Below are 21665 nucleotides of genomic sequence, written 5' to 3' on the forward strand. Positions count from 1 at the left end.
AGGACCCCATGTCACATCGTTTCCGTTCCGCAGTGGTGGCGCTCTCCACCGCTGCCCTGCTCAGCGGTGCCATAGCCACACCAGCCCAGGCACAATCCGAAGTCCCCGAGCCGCAGTTCACCACGGAGATGCTCTCCTCGGTTCTGCCGGAACCCATCCGTGAGGTTCTCTGGCTCGTGTTCGCGGTGCCGGTCATCGGCAGCTCGATCCTCTCCTCGGCGATCGGCATTCCACAGTGCGGGTTACACGACACCCGGGCCTGTTAGACCACCGACGACCGCGACCCCCGCTGCCACGGTGCGTGGCGGCGGGGGTCGGGGCGTCGACAAGCGCGGTCAGTCGCGGTGGCGGGGCAGGAAGGACAGTGCCACCATGCCCAGGCCGAGGGCGAGGTGCAGCCAGTTGTTGGCATCACTCAGGGGCACCAAGTTGGCGGTGGAGTCGAAGTCAATGATCAGGCCGTAGACGAACAGGCCCAGGTAAATGACACCACCCCACAGCAGGAACTGGCGGGCGGCGTTCGGGGTGCGGGCCAGTGCCACGCCGGCCACACCGAAGAGCAGGTGTACAACGTTGTGGAGGATGGACACATGGAAGATGCCCAGGAGCATGGCGTGGCCCTCGTGGCCTGCGAACTGCAGGTCACCCAGGTTCTGGGTCAGGCCGGGGATGAAACCGGCCACACCGACCAGGAGGAAGACAACTCCCACCACGAGGGCGGCGATCTGGACGGGCGTGCGCTGGGTGGAGGTGGTGCGTGTGTCGGGCTGAGTAGGTATTGACATGTCTGTACCTTTCGTGTCGGCCGACCGCGGATTCGACGGAGGATCGATTCACGGGCCAATGACGAGGCACATGCCGCGGGGCGAAGCAGGTTCTCATGCGCCCCAGGCGTTACTGTCACGGTATGACCAGGGTAACAATTCATTGTGGAAACCACTATCAATAAATAGTTTGTACTATAAATGCCCCGCTGCCACGATGGGTGGCGGCGGGGCGTCGACAAGCATGTCGCGGGTGTTTAGCCCTTGTAATCGTCCCTGGACTGTGGGCGGGTCTGCTCAACGATCTTGAAGCGGTCCTCCATGTCCTGGGCCTCGTTGGGATCGTCAACAACATCACCCACGACACCGAGATCACCACCGATGACCACATTGCCCGGGATCCGGATATTCCCGTCCTCATCGTGCTCGAGTGCCGGGATCGGCAGCGGGTTGCCGTCCTCGTCATACCCCGGCGCGGGACGGGACTGGTGCTCCTCGAGCTTCTCCGGGGTGTCGGTCTTCTCCCACTTGCGTGTCTGCACACGACGGGTGGCCGCGGCATCCTCACTCATACCCTTGAGCAGGGAATACATCATGATGAACTGCACCAGGAAGAAGGGGAAGGCGACAATGATCACCACCTCCTGCAGGGTGGCGATACCGGATTCCGGTGAGATGATCAGCAGGGACCCGGCTACCGCACCGATGGTGCAGGCCCACATGATGCGGTAACTGGTGGGGGTCTTGTTCTCCTCACCGGTGGCGAACATGTCATTGACCAGGGCCGCGGAGTCAATGGAGGTGATGAAGAAGATCACGATGATCGCCAGTGCAAGCGCGGAGACAATCCCTGTCAGCGGGTAGGCGGCCAGGAGGTTGAACAGTGCCGCAGGCACATCACCCTCCACCACGACCGGATCGGTGAGGTAACCGGGGCTGTTCAGCTCCAGCTCGATACCCGCACGCCCGAAGATGGCGAACCAGATCACGCCGAAGATGGCAGGCAGCGCCAGGGCACCGCCGATGAATTCACGGACGGTACGGCCACGGGAGATACGGGCGATGAACATGCCCACATAGGGTGACCAACAGATGGTCCAGGCCCAGTAGAACACGGTCCACTTACCCTGCCACCCGGGGTTGTCCTGGAAGGAATCGGTCCAGAACATGATGTCGGGCAGCCACCCGGCGTAGATGCCGAAGGCCTCCACCACGAAACGGATCAGGGTGAGGGTGGGGCCGGTGAGCAGGATGAACACCATGAGTGCCACGGCGGTGGCGATATTGATGTTGGACAGCAGTTTGATGCCCTTCTCCAGGCCGGAGGCCACGGAGATACACGCCACCACGGTGATCACCAGGATGACCAGCAGCTGGGTCCAGGAGGCGATGGGGGTGCCCCAGAGCTTGTTCATGCCGGAGTTGATCTGCAGCACACCCAGGCCCACCGACACTGCAATGCCGAAGGTGGTGCCCACGATGGCGAGCACATCGATGAGCTTGCCCGGGGTGGAGTAGATATGGCGACCCAGCAGCGGCGCGAACACCGACGACAGGCGTGGGGGGAGTTTACGCTTGTAGATGAAGTATCCCAGCGCCAGACCCGGCAGGGTCATCACCACCCACATGTGGATACCGAAGTGATAGAAGGTGAAGGCGAAGGCCTGCTCGATGGCGGCCTCGCTCATCGGCTCCTCATTGACCATCGGCACATTGAAGGCGTGGTTGATAGGTTCGGCGACACCCCAGAACATCAGCACCGCCCCCACACCACCGGCGAACAGCATGGCAAACCAGACCAGTAATCTGTGCTCAGGTTCATCGTCATCATCACCGAGTTTCACCCGCCCGTAACGGGAGGCGAAGATACCGATGAGGAAGACGAGGATGAGGGACACACCACCGACATACATCCACCCGAGGTTCTCCAGCAGCCAGCCGGCCATAGCACTGAAACCATCACGGGCGGTATCCCCCAGGATCACGGTGGCGACCACGAAGGTCACGATGATCCCCACGGACAGCAGGAAAATGAAAGGGTCGGACTTCAGACCCAGAAAATGTTTCTCTTCAGGGTCCTGCGAAAGTGTTATCTTTTGGCTCATGTCACTGGTTTCGTCTAGGGGACTGGAAAGAAATTAGTAGATGAAAGCTTATAGGACGCCATATTCACACTGCACTGCGGTGGCCACGAGAGCCATTCCCGGCACCGTCCCGCCACGGAACCGCTCCCCGTCAGAGAGTGACAACGCAAGACGAGGTCCGGGGAGTATCCGTCGACACGTTTTAACCCTAGAGTGGTCTACATCATGTCTAACTTTCCCTCCGATACCGGCACCAGGATCCTGCGCTTCACCACCCGCGGCCTGATCCCGGACTACCGCGTAGAGCAGTGGGAGGCGCATAATGCCCGCGCCCTGATCCCCCTCGACATCCGAACCATTGATGGCCGCCCCATGCATTCAGAAGAGACCAATCTACATCTGCCGTCGATGCGTCTCGCCCGCGTCTTCGGCACCTCCCAGATTGTGGAACGGTCCGAGAAATTCATCAATGACAACCCCACCGGCATGATGGCGATCTTCTTCGCCACCGAGGGTGATTCCTTCTTCTTCGACCGTGGGGGACATGTCTCATTGAGACCCGGTCAGGCCCTGCTCTATGATGCCGACCAGCCGTTCCTGCGTGGCTTCAACCATGGTTTCCGGGAGAACGTGCTCACCATTTCCAAGGAACGGTTCAGGGACGTCGCACCCCGTTCCGGCCTGAAGCTTCCCATGGTGTTCGAATTCGGACCCGGCGGGAGCCCGGCGGAACAGGCACTGGGGAGACTGGTCAAGACGACACTGCATCGTCTGCAGCTCACCCATGTCACCTCAACCGACCTCCCCCTCCCCGGCGGTGAGGACAAGGTAATCTCCCTACTCGGCCCCATCCTGGGTTCCTCCCCGAACACGGAAGCGAGCCTGTTCAGCCTGGCCCGAAGTTACATCGATCTCCATCTGACCAACCGGCACCTCACCCCACAGGAGATTGCCGCTGCCGCCGGGGTCAGCGAACGTCATCTGTCCAGGATCTTCTCGGCGGAGGGCACCACCGTGGGCCGGTACATCCTCAACAGACGTCTCACCTTTGCCCACGAGGCGCTCACCTCGGGACAGCAGGATGCGCTGCCGGTCAGTGAGATCGGGTTCCGTTACGGGTTCGCCTCCCCCAGCCATTTCGGCAGGACCTACCGAGAGCGTTTCGGTATGACACCCCTCCAGGCACGCAGAGAGTCTCAGCAGAACACCCACCCGTCCTGAGCCGGCTGTCCCGTGACTGACTGCCCCAACCCCGGTGATGTCCGTAGTTTTCCCGCCCTCACAGGGCAATCTGTCCCGCGCCGGACATCTTCTGTCCCCCACCGGACAATGTTGTAATCCACCGCACTTCCTTCTTGTGATCCCGGATACATTCGTGCCAATGCCAGAGCAGAGAACTGGAGGACGGGCCCGGTGCCCCAATCCCTCTGGCACCCCCATGACAGTCCGCACCGAACGAAGGAAGAACATCATGGCTGTATTCAATGACGGAATCGCTGAGACCACCACCCCGGAAAACAGTGACGTGGTCACCACCGACGTGCTCATCGTGGGCTCGGGCCCAGCGGGTGCATCAGCTGCGCTGTTCCTGTCCACCCACGGGATCGACAACATCATGATCACCAAGTACCGCTGGACCGCCAATACCCCACGCGCCCACATCACCAACCAGCGCACCATGGAGATCCTCCGGGATGTCGGTGTCGAGGATGAGGTGCTGGCCCAGGCTGTTCCCCACCACCAGATGGGCGACACCATCTATTGCGAATCCCTCGCCGGTGAGGAGATCGGCCGTCGCCCCACCTGGGGTTTCCGCCCGGATCGTCGTGCTGACTACGAACTGGCCTCGCCCTCCATGCCGTGTGACCTGCCGCAGACACTGATGGAGCCGATCCTGGTGGAAAACGCCACCAAGCGCGGTACGCAGACCCAGTTCTCCACGGAGTACATTTCCCATGAGCAGGATGCAGACGGTGTGAATGTCCGGGTCCGTAACCGTCTGACCGGGCATGAGTACACCATCCGCGCGCGGTACCTCATCGGAGCCGACGGTGCCCGGTCCAGGATCGCCGAGGAGATTGATACCCCCTTCGAAGGTGCGATGGATATCGGTGGATCCATGAACATCCAGTTCAAGGCCGATCTCTCCCACCTGGTCGCCCACCGCCCCTCGATCCTCTACTGGGTTTTCGCGCCGGGTTCCAATATCGGTGGCATCGGAGCCGGCTTGGTCCGCTGCGTGCGTCCCTGGAATGAGTGGCTCGTGGTCTGGGGATATGACATCACGGGCACCCCGCCGGAGCTCAATGATGAGGAGGCCAAACGCATTGTGCGCAATCTCGTCGGCATCCCTGATCTCGAGATGGAGATCACCGGTTACTCCCTGTGGGGCAACAACGAGCAGTACGCCACCCACATGCAGAAGGGGCGCGTGTTCATCGCCGGTGATGCCGCGCATCGTCACCCGCCGAGCCACGGCCTGGGGTCCAACACCTCCATCCAGGATTCCTACAACCTGGCGTGGAAGCTCGCCGCGGTGCTCAAGGGCCACGCAGGTGAAGAACTGCTGGAGACCTACTCCGTGGAACGCGCTCCCGTCGCGAAGCAGATCGTGACGCGTGCCAACAACTCCAGCCGGGAATACGGACCCATCTTCGAGGCGCTGGGCGTGAAGGATGCGACAACGGAGGAGGAGTTCGTCGAGAAGCTCAGGCTGCGGAAGGAACCGACCGCCGAGGGCGCGGCGCGTCGGAAGGCACTGCGTGCGGCTCTGGACAACAAGGACTACGAGTTCAATGCCCAGGGCACCGAGATCGGCCAGTTCTATGAGTCCTCGGCGGTGGTCTGTGACGGTCTCGGCCGCCCCGAGGTCACCGAGGATCCCATGTTGCACCATCAGAAATCCACCTACCCGGGGCTGCGTCTCCCCCACGCGTGGATCGGTGACACCCTGAACAAGCAGTCGACCCACGATATCGCCACGGGCACGGGTTTCACCGTGTTCACCGGCATCACCGGTCGTGCCTGGGCAGAGGCCGCTGAGGACCTGGCGCGGGAGTGGGATATGGAGATCCGGGCCGTGGTCATCGGTGAGGGCGAGGTACACCAGGATCTCTACGGTGACTGGCTGCGCCAGCGGGAGGTGCAGGAGGACGGGGCGATCCTGGTCCGCCCCGACAAGCACATCGGTTGGCGTGCACACCGGATGGTGGAGGACCCCAGATCCGCCCTGGCTGCCGTGCTGTCCACGATCCTCAGCAATGACCGGGTCACCGACGGGCAGATCACTGAGGCGGACCTGGTGGTGTTCCAGTCCTGATCACTAGGTCAGGGAGGTCACGGAGGTCACCGTTTCACCAACCCGTGTGACAACGCGCCGAGGCGGGTGACGGTGACGCCGGAGTTGCGCTCCACCAGCAGATCAGCGAGCTCATAGGCGGGTGGTTCTGCCCCCTGGGGCAGGGCCACCACATAGGGTTCGATGGAGCGCACCCCGGTGGTGTCCGCACGTTCGGTGACATGCGCGGGCAGCAGTGCCATATAGGACCGCGGGGTCCGGTCGGACCACAGCTGCACCGTGGCCAGTTCGGCGATCGGGAAGGACACCCCGGTCCGGGGGATGTGGACCCGGTCCCCCACCACCAACACCGCTTGTCGACGCCGCCACCACACCACCAGCATCGACCCCAGGGCGGCCACCAGCCCGCACGCCGGGGCAATAGCCGCGATACCGAACAGGGTGCGCATCGTCCCCGCCCCCTCATTCCAACCGTTGAGGAAATAGACCAGGAACGGCAGGCACATGAGCACGAACAGCACGCAGATCATCATCGCCCTCGAGGTGAGGAGCGCCCTGGTGCCCGTGCGGACCTTGACAGCCTTCATGGGCATTTATCGTATCCGTGTCAGCCCAGAACCACCGAGATAATCACCATTATGGGGAAGGAAACCAGTGTGGAGACCACCCCTGTGTCCCTGGCCATCGTCTCCGCGGTCCGGAATCGTAGGGCGTAGGTGTAGACATTCTGGGCGGTGGGCAGGGCACCGAGCACCACCGCCGCCATGAGTGCGGTGCCCTCCATGCCGAAAGCCCGCGCCAGGGCGTAGGCGATGATGGGATGCAGGATGTTCTTGAACACCGCCGCCAGGAACACATCCCGGCGCGCCACCTCACCCTTGCGCAGGATCCGGGCGTGCGACAGCGACAGCCCGAAGACCACCAGCGCCAACGGCACCGATGCCCCGGCCAGCATGGCCACCGGCTGGGCGATGACGGTGGGTACATCGAGCTGCGCCAGGGACACCACGATCCCGGCGATGGCCGCCAGCACCATGGTGTTGGACAGCGGGGTGAGGAGGAGGTTTTTCACCAGGTTGGTGCTGCGCGGGCCGTGGACCATATCCAGGGCGGTCAGCGTCACCGGTGCGTAGAACGCCACCTGGAAGAGGATGACGGGCACCACGACCGTGAAATCATCCAGCACATAGGCGGCCAGGGGGATACCGAGGTTACCGGCGTTGGCGTAGGAGGACGCCAGCATGCCGACGATGGAATCCGCCACCTGCCGGCGCAGGATGAACCGCATGAGCAGGAAGAACAGGACACCGACCGTGAGTGCGGACAGCGCGATGACCGCGAAGTTGGCGGAGAAGATCTCCGCCGGATCCGCCTCGGTGACCTTGTCGAAGAGCAGCGCCGGGGTGGCCACGTAATAGACGAACAACCCCAGTGGCCGTTGCGCCCCCTTACCCAGCGCCCCGGTCCGCCCGAGGATGACACCGACACCGATGACGAGGAAGACGACGGTGAAACCCAGAAGGACCTGTTGCATAGGTGGTTATTCTGCCACGCCGTTCTCGCGCAGGATGTCCAGGATGATCTCCGCGATGTGGGTGGCCGTGGTGCCGGTGCCCTGTTCGATGTGGGTCCTGCAGGAGAACCCGTCGGCGATCACATGGCCGGTGGCCTGCCGGACCTTCGGAAACAACTCCCGCTCCCCCAGGGCGAACGACATCTCCGCATGGTTCTTCTCGAATCCCCAGTTGCCGGCCAGCCCACAGCATCCGGTGGCGATCTGTTCCTCATCGATCCCCAGTGCCTCCAGCAGGAGGGCCGCATGCTGAGGATCCCCCAGGGACTGTTCATGGCAGTGGACCTGCGTCAACGCGGTGGTGTTCGCGGGGCGCAGTGCCCCCTCCCCGACCAGCCGGCGGATCTCCGGGGCGATGAACTCGGCGAAGGAGGTGGTCAGTTCCGACAGACGTGCAAGGTCGGGGTTGTCCACCAGGCCGGTGGTTTCATGGGTGAGCATGACGGTGCAGGATGGTTCCAGACCGATCACGGTCAACCTCTGATCCAGGTAGGGCTTCATCACCGTCGCGGTGTGTTCCAGAACCCGTCGCGTCATGCCCAGCTGACCGGTGGAATGCCAGGTCAGACCGCAGCAGACGAAACCCTCTGGGATGACCACGGTGTACCCGAGTGACTCCAGCACGGTGATGGCGGCCCGGCCCGGTCCGGTATCCAGGTTGGTGGTGAAGGAATCCGGCCACAGCACCACGGTCTCCCCGTGGCGCTCTGCGCGGGGGTGTCTGCGCAGGGAGCGGCGGGCGAAACCGATGAGGGGGCGATCCGCCAGGCCACCGAGGCGTCTGATCACCGGGGTGAGAAGAGGGGAGGAGAGGGAGGCGTCGATAAGCGTGGGCAGTCCGGGGACCTTGTGCGCCAGGTGCGCCAGCAACGGCAACCACCCCATCACATAGTGCGCCCCGGGGCGCACGCGCCCCCGGTAATGGTGGTGGAGGAATTCCGCCTTGTAGGTGGCCATATCCACATTGACCGGGCACTCCGAGGCGCAGGCCTTGCAGGACAGGCAGAGATCGAGGGCCTCATGGACCTCCTCGCTGCGGTAGCCGCCGGTGACGGACTCACCGCGGAACATCTCGGACAGCACCCGTGCCCGACCGCGGGTGGAATGCACCTCATCGCCGGTGATCTGGAACGACGGGCACATGGCGCCTGATTCAGAACGGCAGGACGACACCCCCACGCACCGGTTGACGGCGTTGACCAGCGATCCCTGGTCATCGCCTAGTTTATGCACCGGGGTGATGGCCAGGGCACGCTGGCCCGGGCCCATCCGCAGACCCCGGGTGATCGGATCAGCCCACACCAGCACCCCGGGGTTGAAGATGCGCTCGGGGTCGAAGATGAGCTTGAACTGCTGGAACAAACCGCGCATCTCCTCGGAGTACATGCGGTCCAGCAGTGCGGACCGGGCGCGGCCATCGCCGTGTTCACCCGACAGGCTTCCGCCGTAGGAGGTCACCAGGTCGGCGGCCTCATTCATGAAGGCGTGGAAGTTGCCCACCCCCTCCGGGGTGGCGAAGTCGAAGCTGATCCGCACATGCACACATCCCTCCCCGAAGTGCCCGAAGGGGATGCCCCGGTAGTCAAATTTATCCATCAGCGCGTACAGATCCCGGAGATAATCAGCGAGGTGCTCCGGTGGCACGGCGGAATCCTCCCAGTTGGGCCACGCCTCTCCCCCGTCCGACAGCCTGGTGACGATGCCTGCCGACGATTCCCTGATCCGCCACAACTCGCGCATCTCACCCGGATCATGGGTGATGTGATGATCGATGAGGGGGGCCGTGGAGGCAGTGCGGACCACCAGGTGCGCGCGGTCGAGAGCCTCCTCGAGGGTGTCCCCGCCGGTTTCGCAGTAGAGCCAGCCACCGGTGGGGATACCCCGACGATTACCCGGGAGGGTGTCACCGGCCTCCTCCTGTCCCTGCTTGGCCCGCAGCGCCGCCAGGAGATCACCGCCCATGCCCTCAATGGTGGAAACCCCCGGCAGGCGGAGCGTGTGGGCGACGCGGGCGGCCTCAAACACCGTGCCGAAAGCCAGCACCGCCAACGCCGTGTGTTTCGGGGTGGGTACCAGCTTCACCGTCAGCCGGGTGATGATGCCGATTGTCCCCTCGGATCCCGCGACGGCCCGGGCCATGTGGGTGGCCAGATAATGGAGCCCATAGCCGGAGACCTGACGGGGGAAACGCCCGAGCTCCCGGTCGATGAGGTCAGCATGATCCGTGGCCAGCGCGGTGAGCTGGGCGTGGATATCCGGATCATCACACCCGGCCTCACTCACCGTGACCTCCCTACCGTCGGCGAGCATGAGGGTGACATCAATGAGGTTGTCCGCCGCCGTGCCATAGGCCACCGAATGCGACCCACACGCATTGTTGGCCACCATCCCCCCGATGGTGCACCGGTTGTGGGTGGAGGGATCGGGCCCGTAGGTCAATCCGAGGGGGGCGACGGCATCACGGAGCGCATCACACACCACTCCCGGTTCGATGGTGGCGGTGCGGTTCTCGGGATCGATGTCCAGGATGCGGTTGAAATACCGCGAGGTGTCAATGATCAGCCCCTCCCCGATGGCATTACCCGCCACCGAGGAACCCCCACCCCGGCCGACGATGGGCCATTCCCTGGCCACCGCCACCGCGATGGCATCCCGGATGTCCTCGACCGTCCTGGGTTCCGCCACCGCCGCCGGCACCCGCCGGAAGATGCCGGCATCCGAGGTGTAGGCCGCACGCGTGGTCATGTCGGTCCGCAACCCGGCCCTGGATTGTCTGGCATAGATCTCCGGGTCGAGTCGGTTGAACCTGATGGTGTGGGTCATGGATACCTCGCTGGGGTGTGGGCGGGCTGGCGATGGAACAGGATCGGAGTAGAAGGGAAGAAAAAGAAACCGCCAGTAACATGTTAGTCGGTCTGTCCGGGGCATGTGGGATACTGAGAAACATGTCTGCAGGGAAGGTCTTTCGCCAGCGCTCACTCACGGAACAGGTCATGGACTATGTCCGGGAGGCCACGCTCGATAAAACAATGGTGACCGGTGAGTGGTACAGCGTCTACCAGCTCAGCGAACAACTGGGGATCTCCCGTTCCCCCGTCCGCGACGCTCTTCTCCGCCTGGAGGAGGCCGGCCTGATCCGATTCACCCGCAACCGGGGTTTTCAGATCGTGGAGACCAGACCCTCCGATGTCGCCGAGATCTTCGCACTCCGACTGGGCATCGAACCGCCGGCCGCCTACCGCGCAGCACTGTTGCGCACAGATGAGCAGTTACACGCCGCCTACGAGACTGTTGACCGCATGACCGCCTCGATGGAGAAACAGGACGAGGAGGAATTCTTCGTCCACGACCGCATCCTCCATGAGCAGATCATGATCATGGGGCAATCCCAACGCGGTGCCGGACTGGTGGAAAAACTGCGGGGGCACACCCGGACATTGGGGGCATCCACCGCGGGATCCAAACGGACCCTGGCCGATATCCTGCGTGAACACGAGCCGATCCTGGAGGCGATCAGCCGTGGCTCCGCGGAAATCGCCCGCGCCTCCATGCGGGAACATCTGCAGGTCACCGGCAGGCTCCTCCTCGAACAGGCGGTGGAGAAAGCCGGGGAGGGTGATGTGGATATCATCTGGGAGCAGCACACGGTCGGCGTGTAGCCTCCTCCGGCGCCGACCCCCACCCACAGTCGGGTGACATGTTATATGCAATACTTCTGTGTGCAATGGGCCCGCGGGGGTGTGCGCAGCCACTCATCCGGGGTGGTCCCCTTACATGTTCACGGACCCCACCGACTAACCTCTGCTTCATGAGGAGAGCGAGCCCCCAGGTGTCATTGCTGCGTCTGGTGACCCTGTTTCTGGCCCTCAGTCTGGGTGTCGCGGGATGTTCCGCGGGTTCCACCGCCTACCAGGTGCCCCCGGAGGTGGATCAGTCCTCCATCGTGGTGGCCACCACCTCCGCCCCGGCGTCCCTGGATTTCACCAACACCTCCGGTGCCGCGATTCCCCAGGCATTGATGTCGAATGTGTACGAGGGACTGGTCCGTATCACCTCCGATGGTGAGGTGGAACCGTGGCTGGCCACCGGGTGGGGGATCTCCGATGACCGCCTGACCTACACCTTCACCCTGCGTGAGGGCATCCGCTTCAGCAACGGCTCCCCGTTCACTGCCGAGAGTGCGAAATTCTCCATCGACTACGTCCAGACCGACTGGACCAATGGACTCAAAGCCGGGATGGATGTGGTGGAACGCACCCAGGCACTCGACGACCATACCCTGGAGGTCACACTCTCCCGCCCGTCGAATCAGTGGTTGTGGAACATGGGCACCGCGATCGGGGCGATGATGAGTCCAGATGGCGTCGACAAGCTCGCCACCGACCCGGTGGGCACCGGCCCCTACACGGTGACCCACTGGTCACCCGGACGCGCGATCGGGTTCGCCGCGCGCGCGGACTACTGGGGGCCCGCCCCCGCCAATGACGCGGCCACCATCCGTTATTTCAGTGATGCCACCGCCACCACCAACGCTCTCCAGAGCGGGGACGTGGATCTGATCTGGGCCATGCAGGCACCGGAGCAGCTGGCGGTACTGGACGAGTATGAGGTGGCGGTGGGAACCACCCAGGGTGAGCTGTTGTTGTCCATGAACAACCAGCGCGCCCCCTTCGACGATGTACGGGTGCGGCAGGCGGTGATGTTCGCCATCGACCGGCAGGCGGTCATCGACACCGCCATGGAAGGCTACGGCACCGATACCGGGGGTGTCCCGGTCCCACCGACCGACCCGTGGTTCGAGGAATCAGACCTGTACCCCCACGACCCCGACCAGGCCCGTCAACTGCTGACGGAAGCCGGCGCGATGGGCGTGGAGGTGACCTTATCCATCCCCAGCCTGCCCTACGCCCAGAATGCCTCGGAGATCATCTACTCCCAGTTACGGGAGGTGGGTTTCGATCCGGTCATCGAATCCACGGAGTTCCCCGCCGTGTGGCTGGCTCAGGTGATGGGTCAGAAGGATTACGATATGTCCCTGATCGCCCATGTGGAACCCCGTGATGTCCCCACCCTGTTCAGTGAGGGTTACTACCTGGGTTTCTCCCACGCACCGACCCAGGAGCTGCTGGCGCGGGCGGACCAGTCGGACAATGAGGTGGAACTGATGCGCCAGGCGGTGGACAACATCATGGAACAGGCCGCGGCCAACACCCTGATGAACATGGCCAATATCGTGGTCATGGACCCGGCCATCACCGGAGTGGATCCCAATGTGGTCTCCGGGGCATTGTCGCTGGGTAGCATCGGCCGGGAACCGGCGGGGGGCCAGCCCTCGGGGGGTCAACCGTGACGCTCACCAGGACCATCACCACCACCCTCGTGCGCTACCTGGTGACCATCTGGGTCGCCAGCGTCCTCATCTTCCTACTCATCCGGGTCATCCCCGGGGATCCGGCTGCGGTTGCGCTGGGCATCACCGCCACCCCGGAGGCCATCGCCCAGCTCCAGACCCAACTGGGCACGGACCGTCCACTGCCGGCCCAGTACCTGTCCTGGATCGCGGGCATGACCACGGGGGATTTTGGGACCTCGCTGAGCTCAGGGCAGGACATCTCCCCACTGGTCATCGACCGGTTGCAGGTCAGTCTCATCCTGGTGGGGTGTTCGATTGTGTTGTCGCTGCTCATCGCGATACCCCTCGGCGTGCTGGCAGCCCGGCGCGGTGGCACGGTGATCTCCACGGCCAGCCAGATCGGCATTGCGATCCCCAGTTTCCTCGCCGGCATCCTGCTGGTTGCTGTGTTCGCGGTGGGTCTCGGCTGGTTGCCGGCCAATGGGTGGATCCCACCGGATCAGCATTTCGGTGGGTTCCTCCAGCGTCTCATCCTCCCGGTGCTGGCCTTGACGGCGGTGCAGGCATCCATCCTCACCCGCTATGTCCGTTCCGCAGTGGTGGATGTGATGGGTGAGGATTTCATGCGTACCGCCCGCTCCAAGGGCATGTCACTGGGCCGGGCGCTGCGTGTGCATGGTCTGCGCAATGCGGCGCTGCCGGTGCTGACGGTGACCGGAGTGCAGTTGACCTCCCTGGTCATCGGTGCCGTGGTGATCGAGCAGGTGTTTGTCCTTCCCGGTATCGGGTCGATGCTGCTGGAGTCGGTGTCCAACCGGGATCTGACGGCCGTGCAGTCCATCGTCATGGTGCTGGTGGTGTTCACGCTGGTGGTCAACATGGCGGTGGACCTGCTCTATCAGGTGCTCGACCCGAGGATCAGGAGATGACCGGGATGGCTCTGGAACAACACGCAGTGGACAACCCCCGCTCCCTGCTCACCCGTCTGCCGTGGTCGGGTCGGATCGGCGCCGGGATTGTGGCCACCGTGGTGGTTATGGCCGTCGTGTCGCTGGTGTGGACCCCCTATGACCCCATCCAGGTCTACCCATCCGAACGGCTGGAGGGATCATCGTGGTCGCATCTGTTCGGCACGGACCGCTACGGGCGGGATGTGTTCTCGCAGATCATGGCGGGATCCCGGATCACCCTGTTCGTCGGGCTGGTCGCGGTGGCGATCGCCGGACTGCTCGGCACCCCGTTGGGCATCCTCGCCGGCATGCGCCGGGGTTGGGTGGAGACCTTTGTCATGCGGGGCGCTGATCTCATGCTCGCCTTCCCCGCCCTGTTGCTGGCGATCGTGTCGGGTGCGGTGTTCGGTGCCTCCACGCTGAGTGCGATGGTGGCTATCGGCGTTGCCGGGATCCCCGCTTTCGCACGGGTGGCCCGCGCGGGCACCCTGCAGGTGATGAGCCGCGACTTCGTGCTGGCGGCCCGCAGCGCCGGGATCACACAACCAGTGATCGCGGTGCGCCATGTGCTGCCCAATATCACCAGCATCCTCATCGTCCAGGCGTCAGTGGCGTTCGCCCTGGCGATCCTCGCGGAGGCGGCCTTAAGTTTCCTCGGCCTGGGCACCCCTCCCCCGGATCCCAGCTGGGGCCGCATGCTGCAGACCGCGCAGGCATCCCTGGGGGTCACCCCCATGCTGGCGGTGTGGCCGGGTGTGGCCATCGCCGTGACGGTGCTGGGATTCAACCTGTTGGGTGATGGCCTGCGTGATGCCACCGACCCGAAACGTGAGGTGGGCCGTGCTTGAGGTGAGTGATCTGACCATCGGTGACGGCCTGGTGCGGGATGTCTCCTTCACCATCGCACCCGGGGAACGGGTGGGCCTGATCGGTGAATCCGGGTCGGGTAAGACCCTGACGGCGCTGGCGGTCATGGGGTTGACCGACCTGCCGCGGTCCGGCACCACGCTTGTCGACGGCATCTCCTCCTGGACACACCGTGGGAGGAAGATCACCATGATCTTCCAGGAACCCATGACCGCCCTCAACCCCCTCATGCGGGTGGGTGCCCAGATCAAGGAGATCATGCGCATCCACGGTGTGGGGAGGCGGGAGGCGCGTGAGCGCACCGCCCGGATGGTGGAGGATGTCGCGCTGCCCCAGCGGGCACTACGTGCCTACCCACATGAACTCTCGGGCGGGCAGCGTCAACGCGCCCTGATCGCCATGGCGATGGTGAACAACCCGGATGTACTTATCTGTGATGAACCCACCACCGCACTCGATGTCACGGTGCAACAGCAGATCACTGACCTGCTGCTGCGCCTGGCGGACCAGCGGGGCACCTCCCTGCTGTTCATCACCCATGATCTCGGCCTGGTGGCGCGCACCTGTCAGCGGGTGATGGTGATGCAACAGGGCCGGATCGTCGAACGTGGGCCGGTGGCAGAGGTGCTGTCGACCCCCTCGCATGACTACACCCGCACCCTGCTGTCTGCCTCCCGGCTGGACACCCCCGTCATTGAGGAGAACTACGGTGGGACGGTCGTGGAGGTCGATCGTGTCACCAGGGTGTTCAGGAAGATGACGGCGCTGGAGTCGGTGTCGCTCACGGTGCGTTCCGGTGAACGCCTGGGCATCGTCGGTGGGTCAGGGTCCGGCAAGACCACCCTGCTGAAGCTGCTGGCGGGTCTGGATGAACCGACCTCCGGCACCGTCCGGGTGCAGGGCGGGACCCAGATGGTGTTCCAGGATCCACTGTCCAGTCTCAATCCCCGGATGCGGATCGCGGACATCGTCGCCGAACCCCTCATCGGGTGGTCGGCCGCACAGAAACACGCCCGTGTGGTGGAGGTGCTAGGTGAGGTGGGGCTGGGACCTGAGGTGCTGGGCCGCTACCCACATGAATTCTCCGGTGGGCAGCGCCAGCGCATCTCCATCGCCCGGGCGCTGGGCCCGAAACCCGCGATCCTGCTTGCCGACGAACCCGTCTCCGCCCTCGATGTCTCCGTGCGCAAACAGGTCCTCGATCTACTGGCCGACCTCGTCGCGGAATACGGCATCACCCTGGTGTTCGTCTCCCATGATCTCGCCGTGGTCCGGCACGTGTGCACCAGCGTGGTGGTCATGGATCAGGGCCGCATCATCGAACGCGGACGGGTGGATGAGGTCTACGCCGATCCCCAGCATGACTACACCCGCACCCTCCTGGAGGCGGTTCCCCGGTTGTAGGCGTGCGCGGGGGATTTAAAGGATCAGACAAACCGTCCGGCGGATGCCAGCGCCAATGTGGCCACCGTGTCATGAAGGGGTCCACCACTGCGGCCCTTGCCCAGTTCGGAGGACACCAGTTCGATCTCGCTGACATGCCAGTCGGGGCCCTCATAGACAGCCAGGGCGCGCACCAGATCGGGGATCACCGGGTCCCACCCCCGGATCCGCATGCGCTGGGAGGGCCGGGCGACGGTGAGGTGGGCGCGTTGCCGTTTGCGTTCCGACGGGTCCAGCAGACAGTCCGCCATGAGTGTGCGCAATGCACGGGTATCCCCGCCCACGCCCATCCACAGGTTCCTGTTGTTGAACGACCCCGCCCCCTTGAGCCGGATGGTGAAGTCCTCGTTCATCCGCGCGGCCACACTCAGGTGGTCAACGAGGTCCTCGACCACACCGTTGGGCTGTTCCCCATAGAAGGCCAGGGTGATATGCCAGTTGTCGGGATCTCCCCAACGCAGATCGCCGTGGAGGGGGCGGAGGGTCCGGACCAGGTGCTCGGTGACCTCCGGGGGCGGTGTGATCGCGGCGAACAGTCTCATGTGCCCATGATAGCGGGGGCTCCAGTTACAGGGAACCAGCCCGAAATGAACCCCCGGGGAATGAACAAGGGCACCCTGGCATCCACATGGGGATACCGGGGTGCCGACCCGCCGGGGGTCTGTAGAGACACCGGAACCCGGGGCGGGGTGAGAAGAAGGATTCTAGGAGGACGTGATCTGCAGAAGAATGTCAGGGGATAACACGTGCTCCTCGGACACCTCGAAGATCTGGTTCAGGTACTCGACCTGAGCTTCGAAATCATGTGCGTTCATCATTGCAGATCATCATAGACCCAAAATCGTGTTTGTACACCCACTACCCCGGCCATGGCGATGGGGAGGGAGGCGTCGACAAGCAACCGGTCAGCCCACCGCAACCTTTTCGGGTACCGCGACCGGCTCCACGGGGCGGTTGCGCACGATCGCGGTGTAGATCGCGCCGGTGATGTTGTGCACCACCGCGGCCACCGCACCGGGCAGTGCCGCCTCGGGGCTGAAGAACCGGCCGGCCATACCGGAGGCCAGGCCGGCGGACTGCGTACCGATCTCAACGGCCATGGTGCGGTTGACCGGTTCGCTGAAGCGGAACAGACGACCGGTGTAATAGCCCAGCACATATCCCAGCACATTGTGCACGATGACAGCGGCGAAGACGATGAGACCGACGGAGAGCAGGCGCTCCGCGTTGTTGGCCACCGCGCCGAAGACGACACCGCCGATACCCAGGATGGACAGCCACGGCAGTACCGGCATGATGCGGTTGATCCACCGGCTGAGGAACACGCGCAGTGTCAGACCGATGACCACCGGCAGCAACACGGTCTGCACCAGTGACCAGGCCATGCCCGCGCCGTCGACCTCGGTGGCGGTACCGGACAGCAGCAGCATGAGAATCGGGGTCATGATCGGTGAGACCATCGTGGACACAGATGTCATGGTCACCGACAGGGCCACATCACCGCGGCACAGGAACGCAATGACATTGGAGGAGGTACCGCCGGGGACCGAACCGAGCATGAGCAGACCGACCGCCAGCGCCGGGTTCAGGCCCATCATCTTGGCCACCAGCACCGCCAGGCCCGGCATGATCACGAACTGCGCGACCACACCGATGAACACCGGCAGCGGGCGCTTGAGCACCATCTGGAAATCCGGGACCGTCAGGGTCAGGCCCATGGTGAACATGATGATGGTGAGAAACAGGTTGATGTAGTTCGTCAGCGGCGCGAACGTCGCCGGGAACATAAACGCCACGATGGCACCGATGAGGATGAAGGCGGGGAACGCCACCACGATGAGCGCGGCGGACCGGTTCTCCTTCTCCTCCCCGGAGGGGTCGGGGACGGGCGGAACGGGCGCGGGGGAAATATGTCCGGACGGGACATGAGTCATGGAAACCACTCCAAAGCATGGGATCTGGTTGGGGAAAGACCGTGCTGATGGGTGGGCACAGAAAAAAGGGGAAAATACTGCCCTGGTGTATGGCTGCACATACTTTAGTCATTCGAAACGCGGGAGGCGATTCGTGTCTACCATTGGCACTATGACTGAACTCATCACTTCCGGTCCATTCACGCTGTCCCCCGTGGGAGCCCACCTCACCTCGGTTGATTTCGACTCCGGGGACGTGCTGTTCCTCAGTTCGGAAAGCAAGTTCGGTGAGGGTAACGCCATCCGTGGGGGCATCCCGCTCATTGCACCGTGGTTCGGCACACTGTTGGGCAGGGAACCTCAACACGGTTGGGCGCGCACCACCGAGTGGGAGGTCATGGAGGGTGACAAGCTCAGTGCCGGCCTGGTCCGCGACGGCCTGGAACTGCAGTTGTCGCTGTGGCGCACCGAACTGGGTTTTGAGATGAACCTCGGCCTGACCAACAAGTCGGATAAGACGGAAACCGTCCAGCTCGCCTTCCACCCCTACTTCCGCGTCGCCGATGTGGAGAAGACCACCGTCACCGGCGCGGAGGGCGCACAGATCCTCGACCGGGTCACCGATGAGACCAGCACCCAGGACGGTGCCATCACCTTCGACGGTCTCTACGACCGCGTGGTACTCGGCTCACCGGAGATGCTTATCGACGATGGCTCCCGCACCATCGAGGTCATCGGCCGTGGGCATGACGCGACGGTGGTGTGGAACCCCGGTGCGGAGAAGGGTGCCTCCTTCGACGACCTGGGCGATGGCGAGTGGCGTGACTTCGTCTGCGTCGAACCGGCACTGCTGGGTGAGGACCTCAAGGGTGTCAAGGTTGAACCCGGTGATTCCATCAGCATCGGCATGGAGGTGAAGGTGACAGCTAAAAACTAACCGCCGGGCGACACGTAAAGAGCAGGTGGCCACCCCATGGGTAGTGGGGTGGCCACCTGCTCTATGTCTGCCTTACAGCATCAGGGCACCAGGGGTGGGATCTCCACTGCTGGTGCCCTGGGAGGTATTACTTGATTCCGTGGAGTTCCTTGAACTCGCGACGACGGGCATGCAGGATCGGCTCGGTGTAGCCGGCCGGGGATTCGGTGCCCTTGAGGATCAGGTCGCGGGCGGCCTGGAAGGCAACGGACTCGGTGAAGTTCGGTGCCATGTTCAGGTAGTTCGGGTCACCGGCGTTCTGCTCATCGACGACCACGGCCATGCGCTCGAGGGACTCGATGACCTGCTCCTCGGTGACCACACCGTGGCGCAGCCAGTTGGCCAGGATCTGGGAGGAGATGCGCAGGGTGGCGCGGTCCTCCATGAGGTCGATGTCGTGGATGTCCGGGACCTTGGAGCAACCAACGCCCTGCTCGACCCAGCGCACGACATAACCCAGGATGGACTGGCAGTTGTTATCCAGTTCCTCACGCTTCTCGGCGTCGGTCCAGTTGGTGTCGGGTGCGACCGGGACATCGAGGATCTTGCCCAGGGAGTCGCGGCGGCCGGCGGCACGCAGCTCATCCTGAACCTTGAACACATCCACGCGGTGGTAGTGGGTGGCGTGGAGGGTGGCACCGGTCGGGGACGGAACCCAGGCGGTGTTGGCACCTTCGCGCAGCTGGCCGATCTTCTTCTCCAGCATCTCCCCCATCAGCTCGGTCATGGCCCACATGCCCTTGCCGATCTGTGCCTTACCGGGCAGACCACGCTGGATACCGGCGTCGACATTATTGTCCTCGTAGGCCTGCTTCCACGGTGCGGTCTGCATGTCGGCCTTGCGGACCATGGCGCCGGCCTCCATGGAGGTGTGGATCTCATCGCCGGTGCGGTCGAGGAAGCCGGTGTTGATGAACGCCAGGCGGTCGGCGACCTCCATGATGCAGGCATCCAGGTTGACGGAGGTGCGACGCTCCTCATCCATGACACCGACCTTGAGGGTGTGGCGTGGCAGGTCGAGCAGATCTTCAACGCGGGCGAAGAGCTCGTTGGTGAAGGCGACCTCCTCGGGACCGTGCTGCTTCGGCTTCACGATGTAGATGGAGCCCTTGCGGGAGTTCTTCTTCTTGTTCTGCGGTGCGATGCCCGGGATCGCGCAGACGGTGGTGATGATGGCATCCATGATGCCCTCGTAGATCTCCTCGCCGTCAACGAGGATCGCGGGGTTGGTCATGAGGTGACCGACGTTGCGGACAAACAGCAGGGAACGACCGTGCAGGGTCAGCTCTGCGCCGTTCTTGCCGATGAACACCCGGTCATCGTTGAGTTTGCGGGTGAAGGTGCGGTCGCCCTTGGCCACCTCCTCAGTCAGCTCACCGGTGTTGAGCAGGAACCAGTTGCGGTAGCCGAGGGTCTTGTCCTCCGCGTCGACAGCCGCGACGGAGTCCTCGAAGTCCATGATGGTGGTGATGGCGGATTCGAGAATGATGTCCTTCAGACCGGTCTTGTCCTCCTTGCCGATGGGGTGGGTCGGGTCGATCTGCAGTTCGATGTGCAGGCCGTTGTTCTGCAGCAGGATGGAGGTGGGGTCCTCGAAGTAGCCGGTGAATCCGAGGTAGGCATCCCGGTCCTTGAGACGGTAGATGCCGTCATTGACGTGGGCAGCCAGCTTGCCGTCGGTGATGTTGTACTTCTCCACATCAGCGTGGCTTGCACCATCGAGGGGCAGGACAGCGTCGAGGAAGTCGCGGCCCCACTGGATGACCTTCTGTCCACGGACCGGGTTGTACTCCGCACCACGCTCGGCGCCGTCCTCGTCCGGGATGGCGTTGGTGCCGTAGAGGGCATCGTAGAGGGAACCCCAGCGTGCGTTGGCGGCGTTGAGGGCGAAGCGGGCGTTGAGGATCGGGACCACCAGCTGGGGGCCGGCGGTGGTGGCGATCTCGGAATCGATGTTCTGGGTGCGGATCTCAGCCGGTGCGGGTTCATCGACGAGGTAGCCGATCTCGCGGAGGAAGGCTTCGTACTTCTCCGGATCAGGCTTGCCCGGGTTCTCACGGTAGTACTCGTCGAGCTGGGCCTGCAGCTCATCACGGCGGGCGAGCAGTTCGCGGTTGCGTGGGGTCATGTCGCGGACGATGTCCCCGAAACCGTTCCAGAAACGCTCGGCGTCCACACCCACCCGTGGCAGAACGGACTCGGTGAGGAAGTCGCGGAGGACTTTCGCCACCTGCATTCCACCGACGGTCACGCGTTCGGTCTTGTCAGCGGCGTCAATCTGCTGATGGTTCATGCAAAGCTCCTTCGAAGCAAGAGATCGGGTGTGTGCGGGCACCTATCGGGGGAAGCCCTCGCTGCGCCCCAGGGGGAGCTGGCGATGTGACCAGGTTAAGTGATAACCATCACCTTGCCAATGGGTTTGCGAACTTTACCGTGACGCTACC

The 21665-nt window shown here is 63.6% G+C and carries 17 protein-coding genes; 9 read left to right on the plus strand and 8 right to left on the minus strand.

What is annotated here, in order from left to right:
- The first annotated feature begins 8 nt into the window (after nt 1–8).
- Nucleotides 9–266, plus strand: a complete 258-nt coding sequence (locus CE_RS10995) for a hypothetical protein (RefSeq protein ID WP_231295032.1) — start codon at nt 9–11, stop codon at nt 264–266.
- A gap of 69 nt (nt 267–335) precedes the next feature.
- Here CE_RS10995 and CE_RS11000 read toward each other — a convergent pair whose 3' ends face one another.
- Nucleotides 336–785 (minus strand): DUF4383 domain-containing protein, encoded by a 450-nt coding sequence (locus CE_RS11000; RefSeq protein ID WP_006768220.1) that lies wholly within the window; start codon nt 783–785, stop codon nt 336–338.
- A 236-nt stretch (nt 786–1021) separates the two neighbouring features.
- A complete protein-coding gene (locus CE_RS11005; RefSeq protein ID WP_006768221.1) occupies nt 1022–2869 on the minus strand; it encodes a BCCT family transporter in 1848 nt (615 codons plus the stop codon).
- 204 nt (nt 2870–3073) lie between these two features.
- On the opposite strand from CE_RS11005, the gene CE_RS11010 reads away from it, so the two are divergent.
- Nucleotides 3074–4069 carry a helix-turn-helix domain-containing protein gene (locus CE_RS11010; protein WP_231295033.1) on the plus strand — a complete coding sequence of 332 codons (996 nt, stop codon included), beginning with the start codon at nt 3074–3076 and terminating at the stop codon, nt 4067–4069.
- A gap of 250 nt (nt 4070–4319) precedes the next feature.
- A complete protein-coding gene (locus tag CE_RS11015) occupies nt 4320–6167 on the plus strand; it encodes an FAD-dependent oxidoreductase (RefSeq protein WP_049783619.1) in 1848 nt (615 codons plus the stop codon).
- A 26-nt stretch (nt 6168–6193) separates the two neighbouring features.
- Here the strand turns inward: CE_RS11015 and CE_RS11020 are convergent, their stop codons facing one another.
- From CE_RS11020 to CE_RS11030, 3 genes are read right to left on the minus strand one after another with little or no spacing between them, the layout of a single operon-like run.
- Nucleotides 6194–6733 (minus strand): hypothetical protein, encoded by a 540-nt coding sequence (locus tag CE_RS11020; RefSeq protein ID WP_231295034.1) that lies wholly within the window; start codon nt 6731–6733, stop codon nt 6194–6196.
- A gap of 20 nt (nt 6734–6753) precedes the next feature.
- Nucleotides 6754–7680 (minus strand): AEC family transporter, encoded by a 927-nt coding sequence (locus CE_RS11025; RefSeq protein WP_006768225.1) that lies wholly within the window; start codon nt 7678–7680, stop codon nt 6754–6756.
- A gap of 6 nt (nt 7681–7686) precedes the next feature.
- Entirely contained in the window at nt 7687–10542 is a 2856-nt protein-coding gene (locus tag CE_RS11030; protein ID WP_006768226.1) for an FAD-binding and (Fe-S)-binding domain-containing protein, read from the minus strand.
- Between the two features lie 122 nt (nt 10543–10664).
- Between CE_RS11030 and CE_RS11035 the strand changes: the two genes are divergently transcribed.
- The 5 genes from CE_RS11035 to CE_RS11055 all read left to right on the plus strand — a co-directional run bounded on the left by CE_RS11035 (nt 10665) and on the right by CE_RS11055 (nt 16293).
- On the plus strand, nt 10665–11378 hold the full coding sequence (locus CE_RS11035) for a GntR family transcriptional regulator (protein ID WP_143758463.1): 714 nt from the start codon (nt 10665–10667) through the stop codon (nt 11376–11378).
- 149 nt (nt 11379–11527) lie between these two features.
- A complete protein-coding gene (locus tag CE_RS11040) occupies nt 11528–13069 on the plus strand; it encodes an ABC transporter substrate-binding protein (RefSeq protein WP_006768228.1) in 1542 nt (513 codons plus the stop codon).
- On the plus strand, nt 13066–14001 hold the full coding sequence (locus tag CE_RS11045) for an ABC transporter permease (protein ID WP_006768229.1): 936 nt from the start codon (nt 13066–13068) through the stop codon (nt 13999–14001). Before CE_RS11040 ends, CE_RS11045 begins: the two co-directional genes overlap by 4 nt.
- 107 nt (nt 14002–14108) lie before the next feature.
- The gene (locus tag CE_RS11050; protein ID WP_231295053.1) at nt 14109–14870 is read left to right on the plus strand and encodes an ABC transporter permease; all 762 of its coding nucleotides are present in this window, start codon (nt 14109–14111) and stop codon (nt 14868–14870) included.
- Nucleotides 14833–16293 (plus strand): dipeptide ABC transporter ATP-binding protein, encoded by a 1461-nt coding sequence (locus CE_RS11055; protein ID WP_035108861.1) that lies wholly within the window; start codon nt 14833–14835, stop codon nt 16291–16293. Before CE_RS11050 ends, CE_RS11055 begins: the two co-directional genes overlap by 38 nt.
- A gap of 23 nt (nt 16294–16316) precedes the next feature.
- Here CE_RS11055 and thpR read toward each other — a convergent pair whose 3' ends face one another.
- Together thpR and CE_RS11065 are read right to left on the minus strand one after the other, a co-directional pair.
- On the minus strand, nt 16317–16874 hold the full coding sequence (gene thpR / locus CE_RS11060; RefSeq protein ID WP_006768232.1) for an RNA 2',3'-cyclic phosphodiesterase: 558 nt from the start codon (nt 16872–16874) through the stop codon (nt 16317–16319).
- A 363-nt stretch (nt 16875–17237) separates the two neighbouring features.
- Nucleotides 17238–18266, minus strand: a complete 1029-nt coding sequence (locus tag CE_RS11065) for a bile acid:sodium symporter family protein (protein WP_006768233.1) — start codon at nt 18264–18266, stop codon at nt 17238–17240.
- 151 nt (nt 18267–18417) lie between these two features.
- Between CE_RS11065 and CE_RS11070 the strand changes: the two genes are divergently transcribed.
- Nucleotides 18418–19182 carry an aldose 1-epimerase gene (locus CE_RS11070; protein ID WP_006768234.1) on the plus strand — a complete coding sequence of 255 codons (765 nt, stop codon included), beginning with the start codon at nt 18418–18420 and terminating at the stop codon, nt 19180–19182.
- A 127-nt stretch (nt 19183–19309) separates the two neighbouring features.
- Here the strand turns inward: CE_RS11070 and glcB are convergent, their stop codons facing one another.
- Entirely contained in the window at nt 19310–21514 is a 2205-nt protein-coding gene (glcB, locus tag CE_RS11075; protein ID WP_006768235.1) for a malate synthase G, read from the minus strand.
- Nucleotides 21515–21665: the final 151 nt, after the last annotated feature.

The sequence above is a fragment of the Corynebacterium efficiens YS-314 genome (assembly GCF_000011305.1).
Lineage (GTDB): Bacteria > Actinomycetota > Actinomycetes > Mycobacteriales > Mycobacteriaceae > Corynebacterium > Corynebacterium efficiens.

What these genes read in the sequence shown, in the direction of transcription:
- CE_RS10995 (WP_231295032.1), top strand. Translation starts at nt 9, where the DNA reads ATGTCACATCGTTTCCGTTCCGCAGTGGTGGCGCTCTCCACCGCTGCC.
- CE_RS11000 (WP_006768220.1), bottom strand. Translation starts at nt 785, where the DNA reads ATGTCAATACCTACTCAGCCCGACACACGCACCACCTCCACCCAGCGC.
- CE_RS11005 (WP_006768221.1), bottom strand. Translation starts at nt 2,869, where the DNA reads ATGAGCCAAAAGATAACACTTTCGCAGGACCCTGAAGAGAAACATTTT.
- CE_RS11010 (WP_231295033.1), top strand. Translation starts at nt 3,074, where the DNA reads ATGTCTAACTTTCCCTCCGATACCGGCACCAGGATCCTGCGCTTCACC.
- CE_RS11015 (WP_049783619.1), top strand. Translation starts at nt 4,320, where the DNA reads ATGGCTGTATTCAATGACGGAATCGCTGAGACCACCACCCCGGAAAAC.
- CE_RS11020 (WP_231295034.1), bottom strand. Translation starts at nt 6,733, where the DNA reads ATGAAGGCTGTCAAGGTCCGCACGGGCACCAGGGCGCTCCTCACCTCG.
- CE_RS11025 (WP_006768225.1), bottom strand. Translation starts at nt 7,680, where the DNA reads ATGCAACAGGTCCTTCTGGGTTTCACCGTCGTCTTCCTCGTCATCGGT.
- CE_RS11030 (WP_006768226.1), bottom strand. Translation starts at nt 10,542, where the DNA reads ATGACCCACACCATCAGGTTCAACCGACTCGACCCGGAGATCTATGCC.
- CE_RS11035 (WP_143758463.1), top strand. Translation starts at nt 10,665, where the DNA reads ATGTCTGCAGGGAAGGTCTTTCGCCAGCGCTCACTCACGGAACAGGTC.
- CE_RS11040 (WP_006768228.1), top strand. Translation starts at nt 11,528, where the DNA reads ATGAGGAGAGCGAGCCCCCAGGTGTCATTGCTGCGTCTGGTGACCCTG.
- CE_RS11050 (WP_231295053.1), top strand. Translation starts at nt 14,109, where the DNA reads ATGGCCGTCGTGTCGCTGGTGTGGACCCCCTATGACCCCATCCAGGTC.
- CE_RS11055 (WP_035108861.1), top strand. Translation starts at nt 14,833, where the DNA reads ATGCCACCGACCCGAAACGTGAGGTGGGCCGTGCTTGAGGTGAGTGAT.
- thpR (WP_006768232.1), bottom strand. Translation starts at nt 16,874, where the DNA reads ATGAGACTGTTCGCCGCGATCACACCGCCCCCGGAGGTCACCGAGCAC.
- CE_RS11065 (WP_006768233.1), bottom strand. Translation starts at nt 18,266, where the DNA reads ATGACTCATGTCCCGTCCGGACATATTTCCCCCGCGCCCGTTCCGCCC.
- CE_RS11070 (WP_006768234.1), top strand. Translation starts at nt 18,418, where the DNA reads ATGACTGAACTCATCACTTCCGGTCCATTCACGCTGTCCCCCGTGGGA.
- glcB (WP_006768235.1), bottom strand. Translation starts at nt 21,514, where the DNA reads ATGAACCATCAGCAGATTGACGCCGCTGACAAGACCGAACGCGTGACC.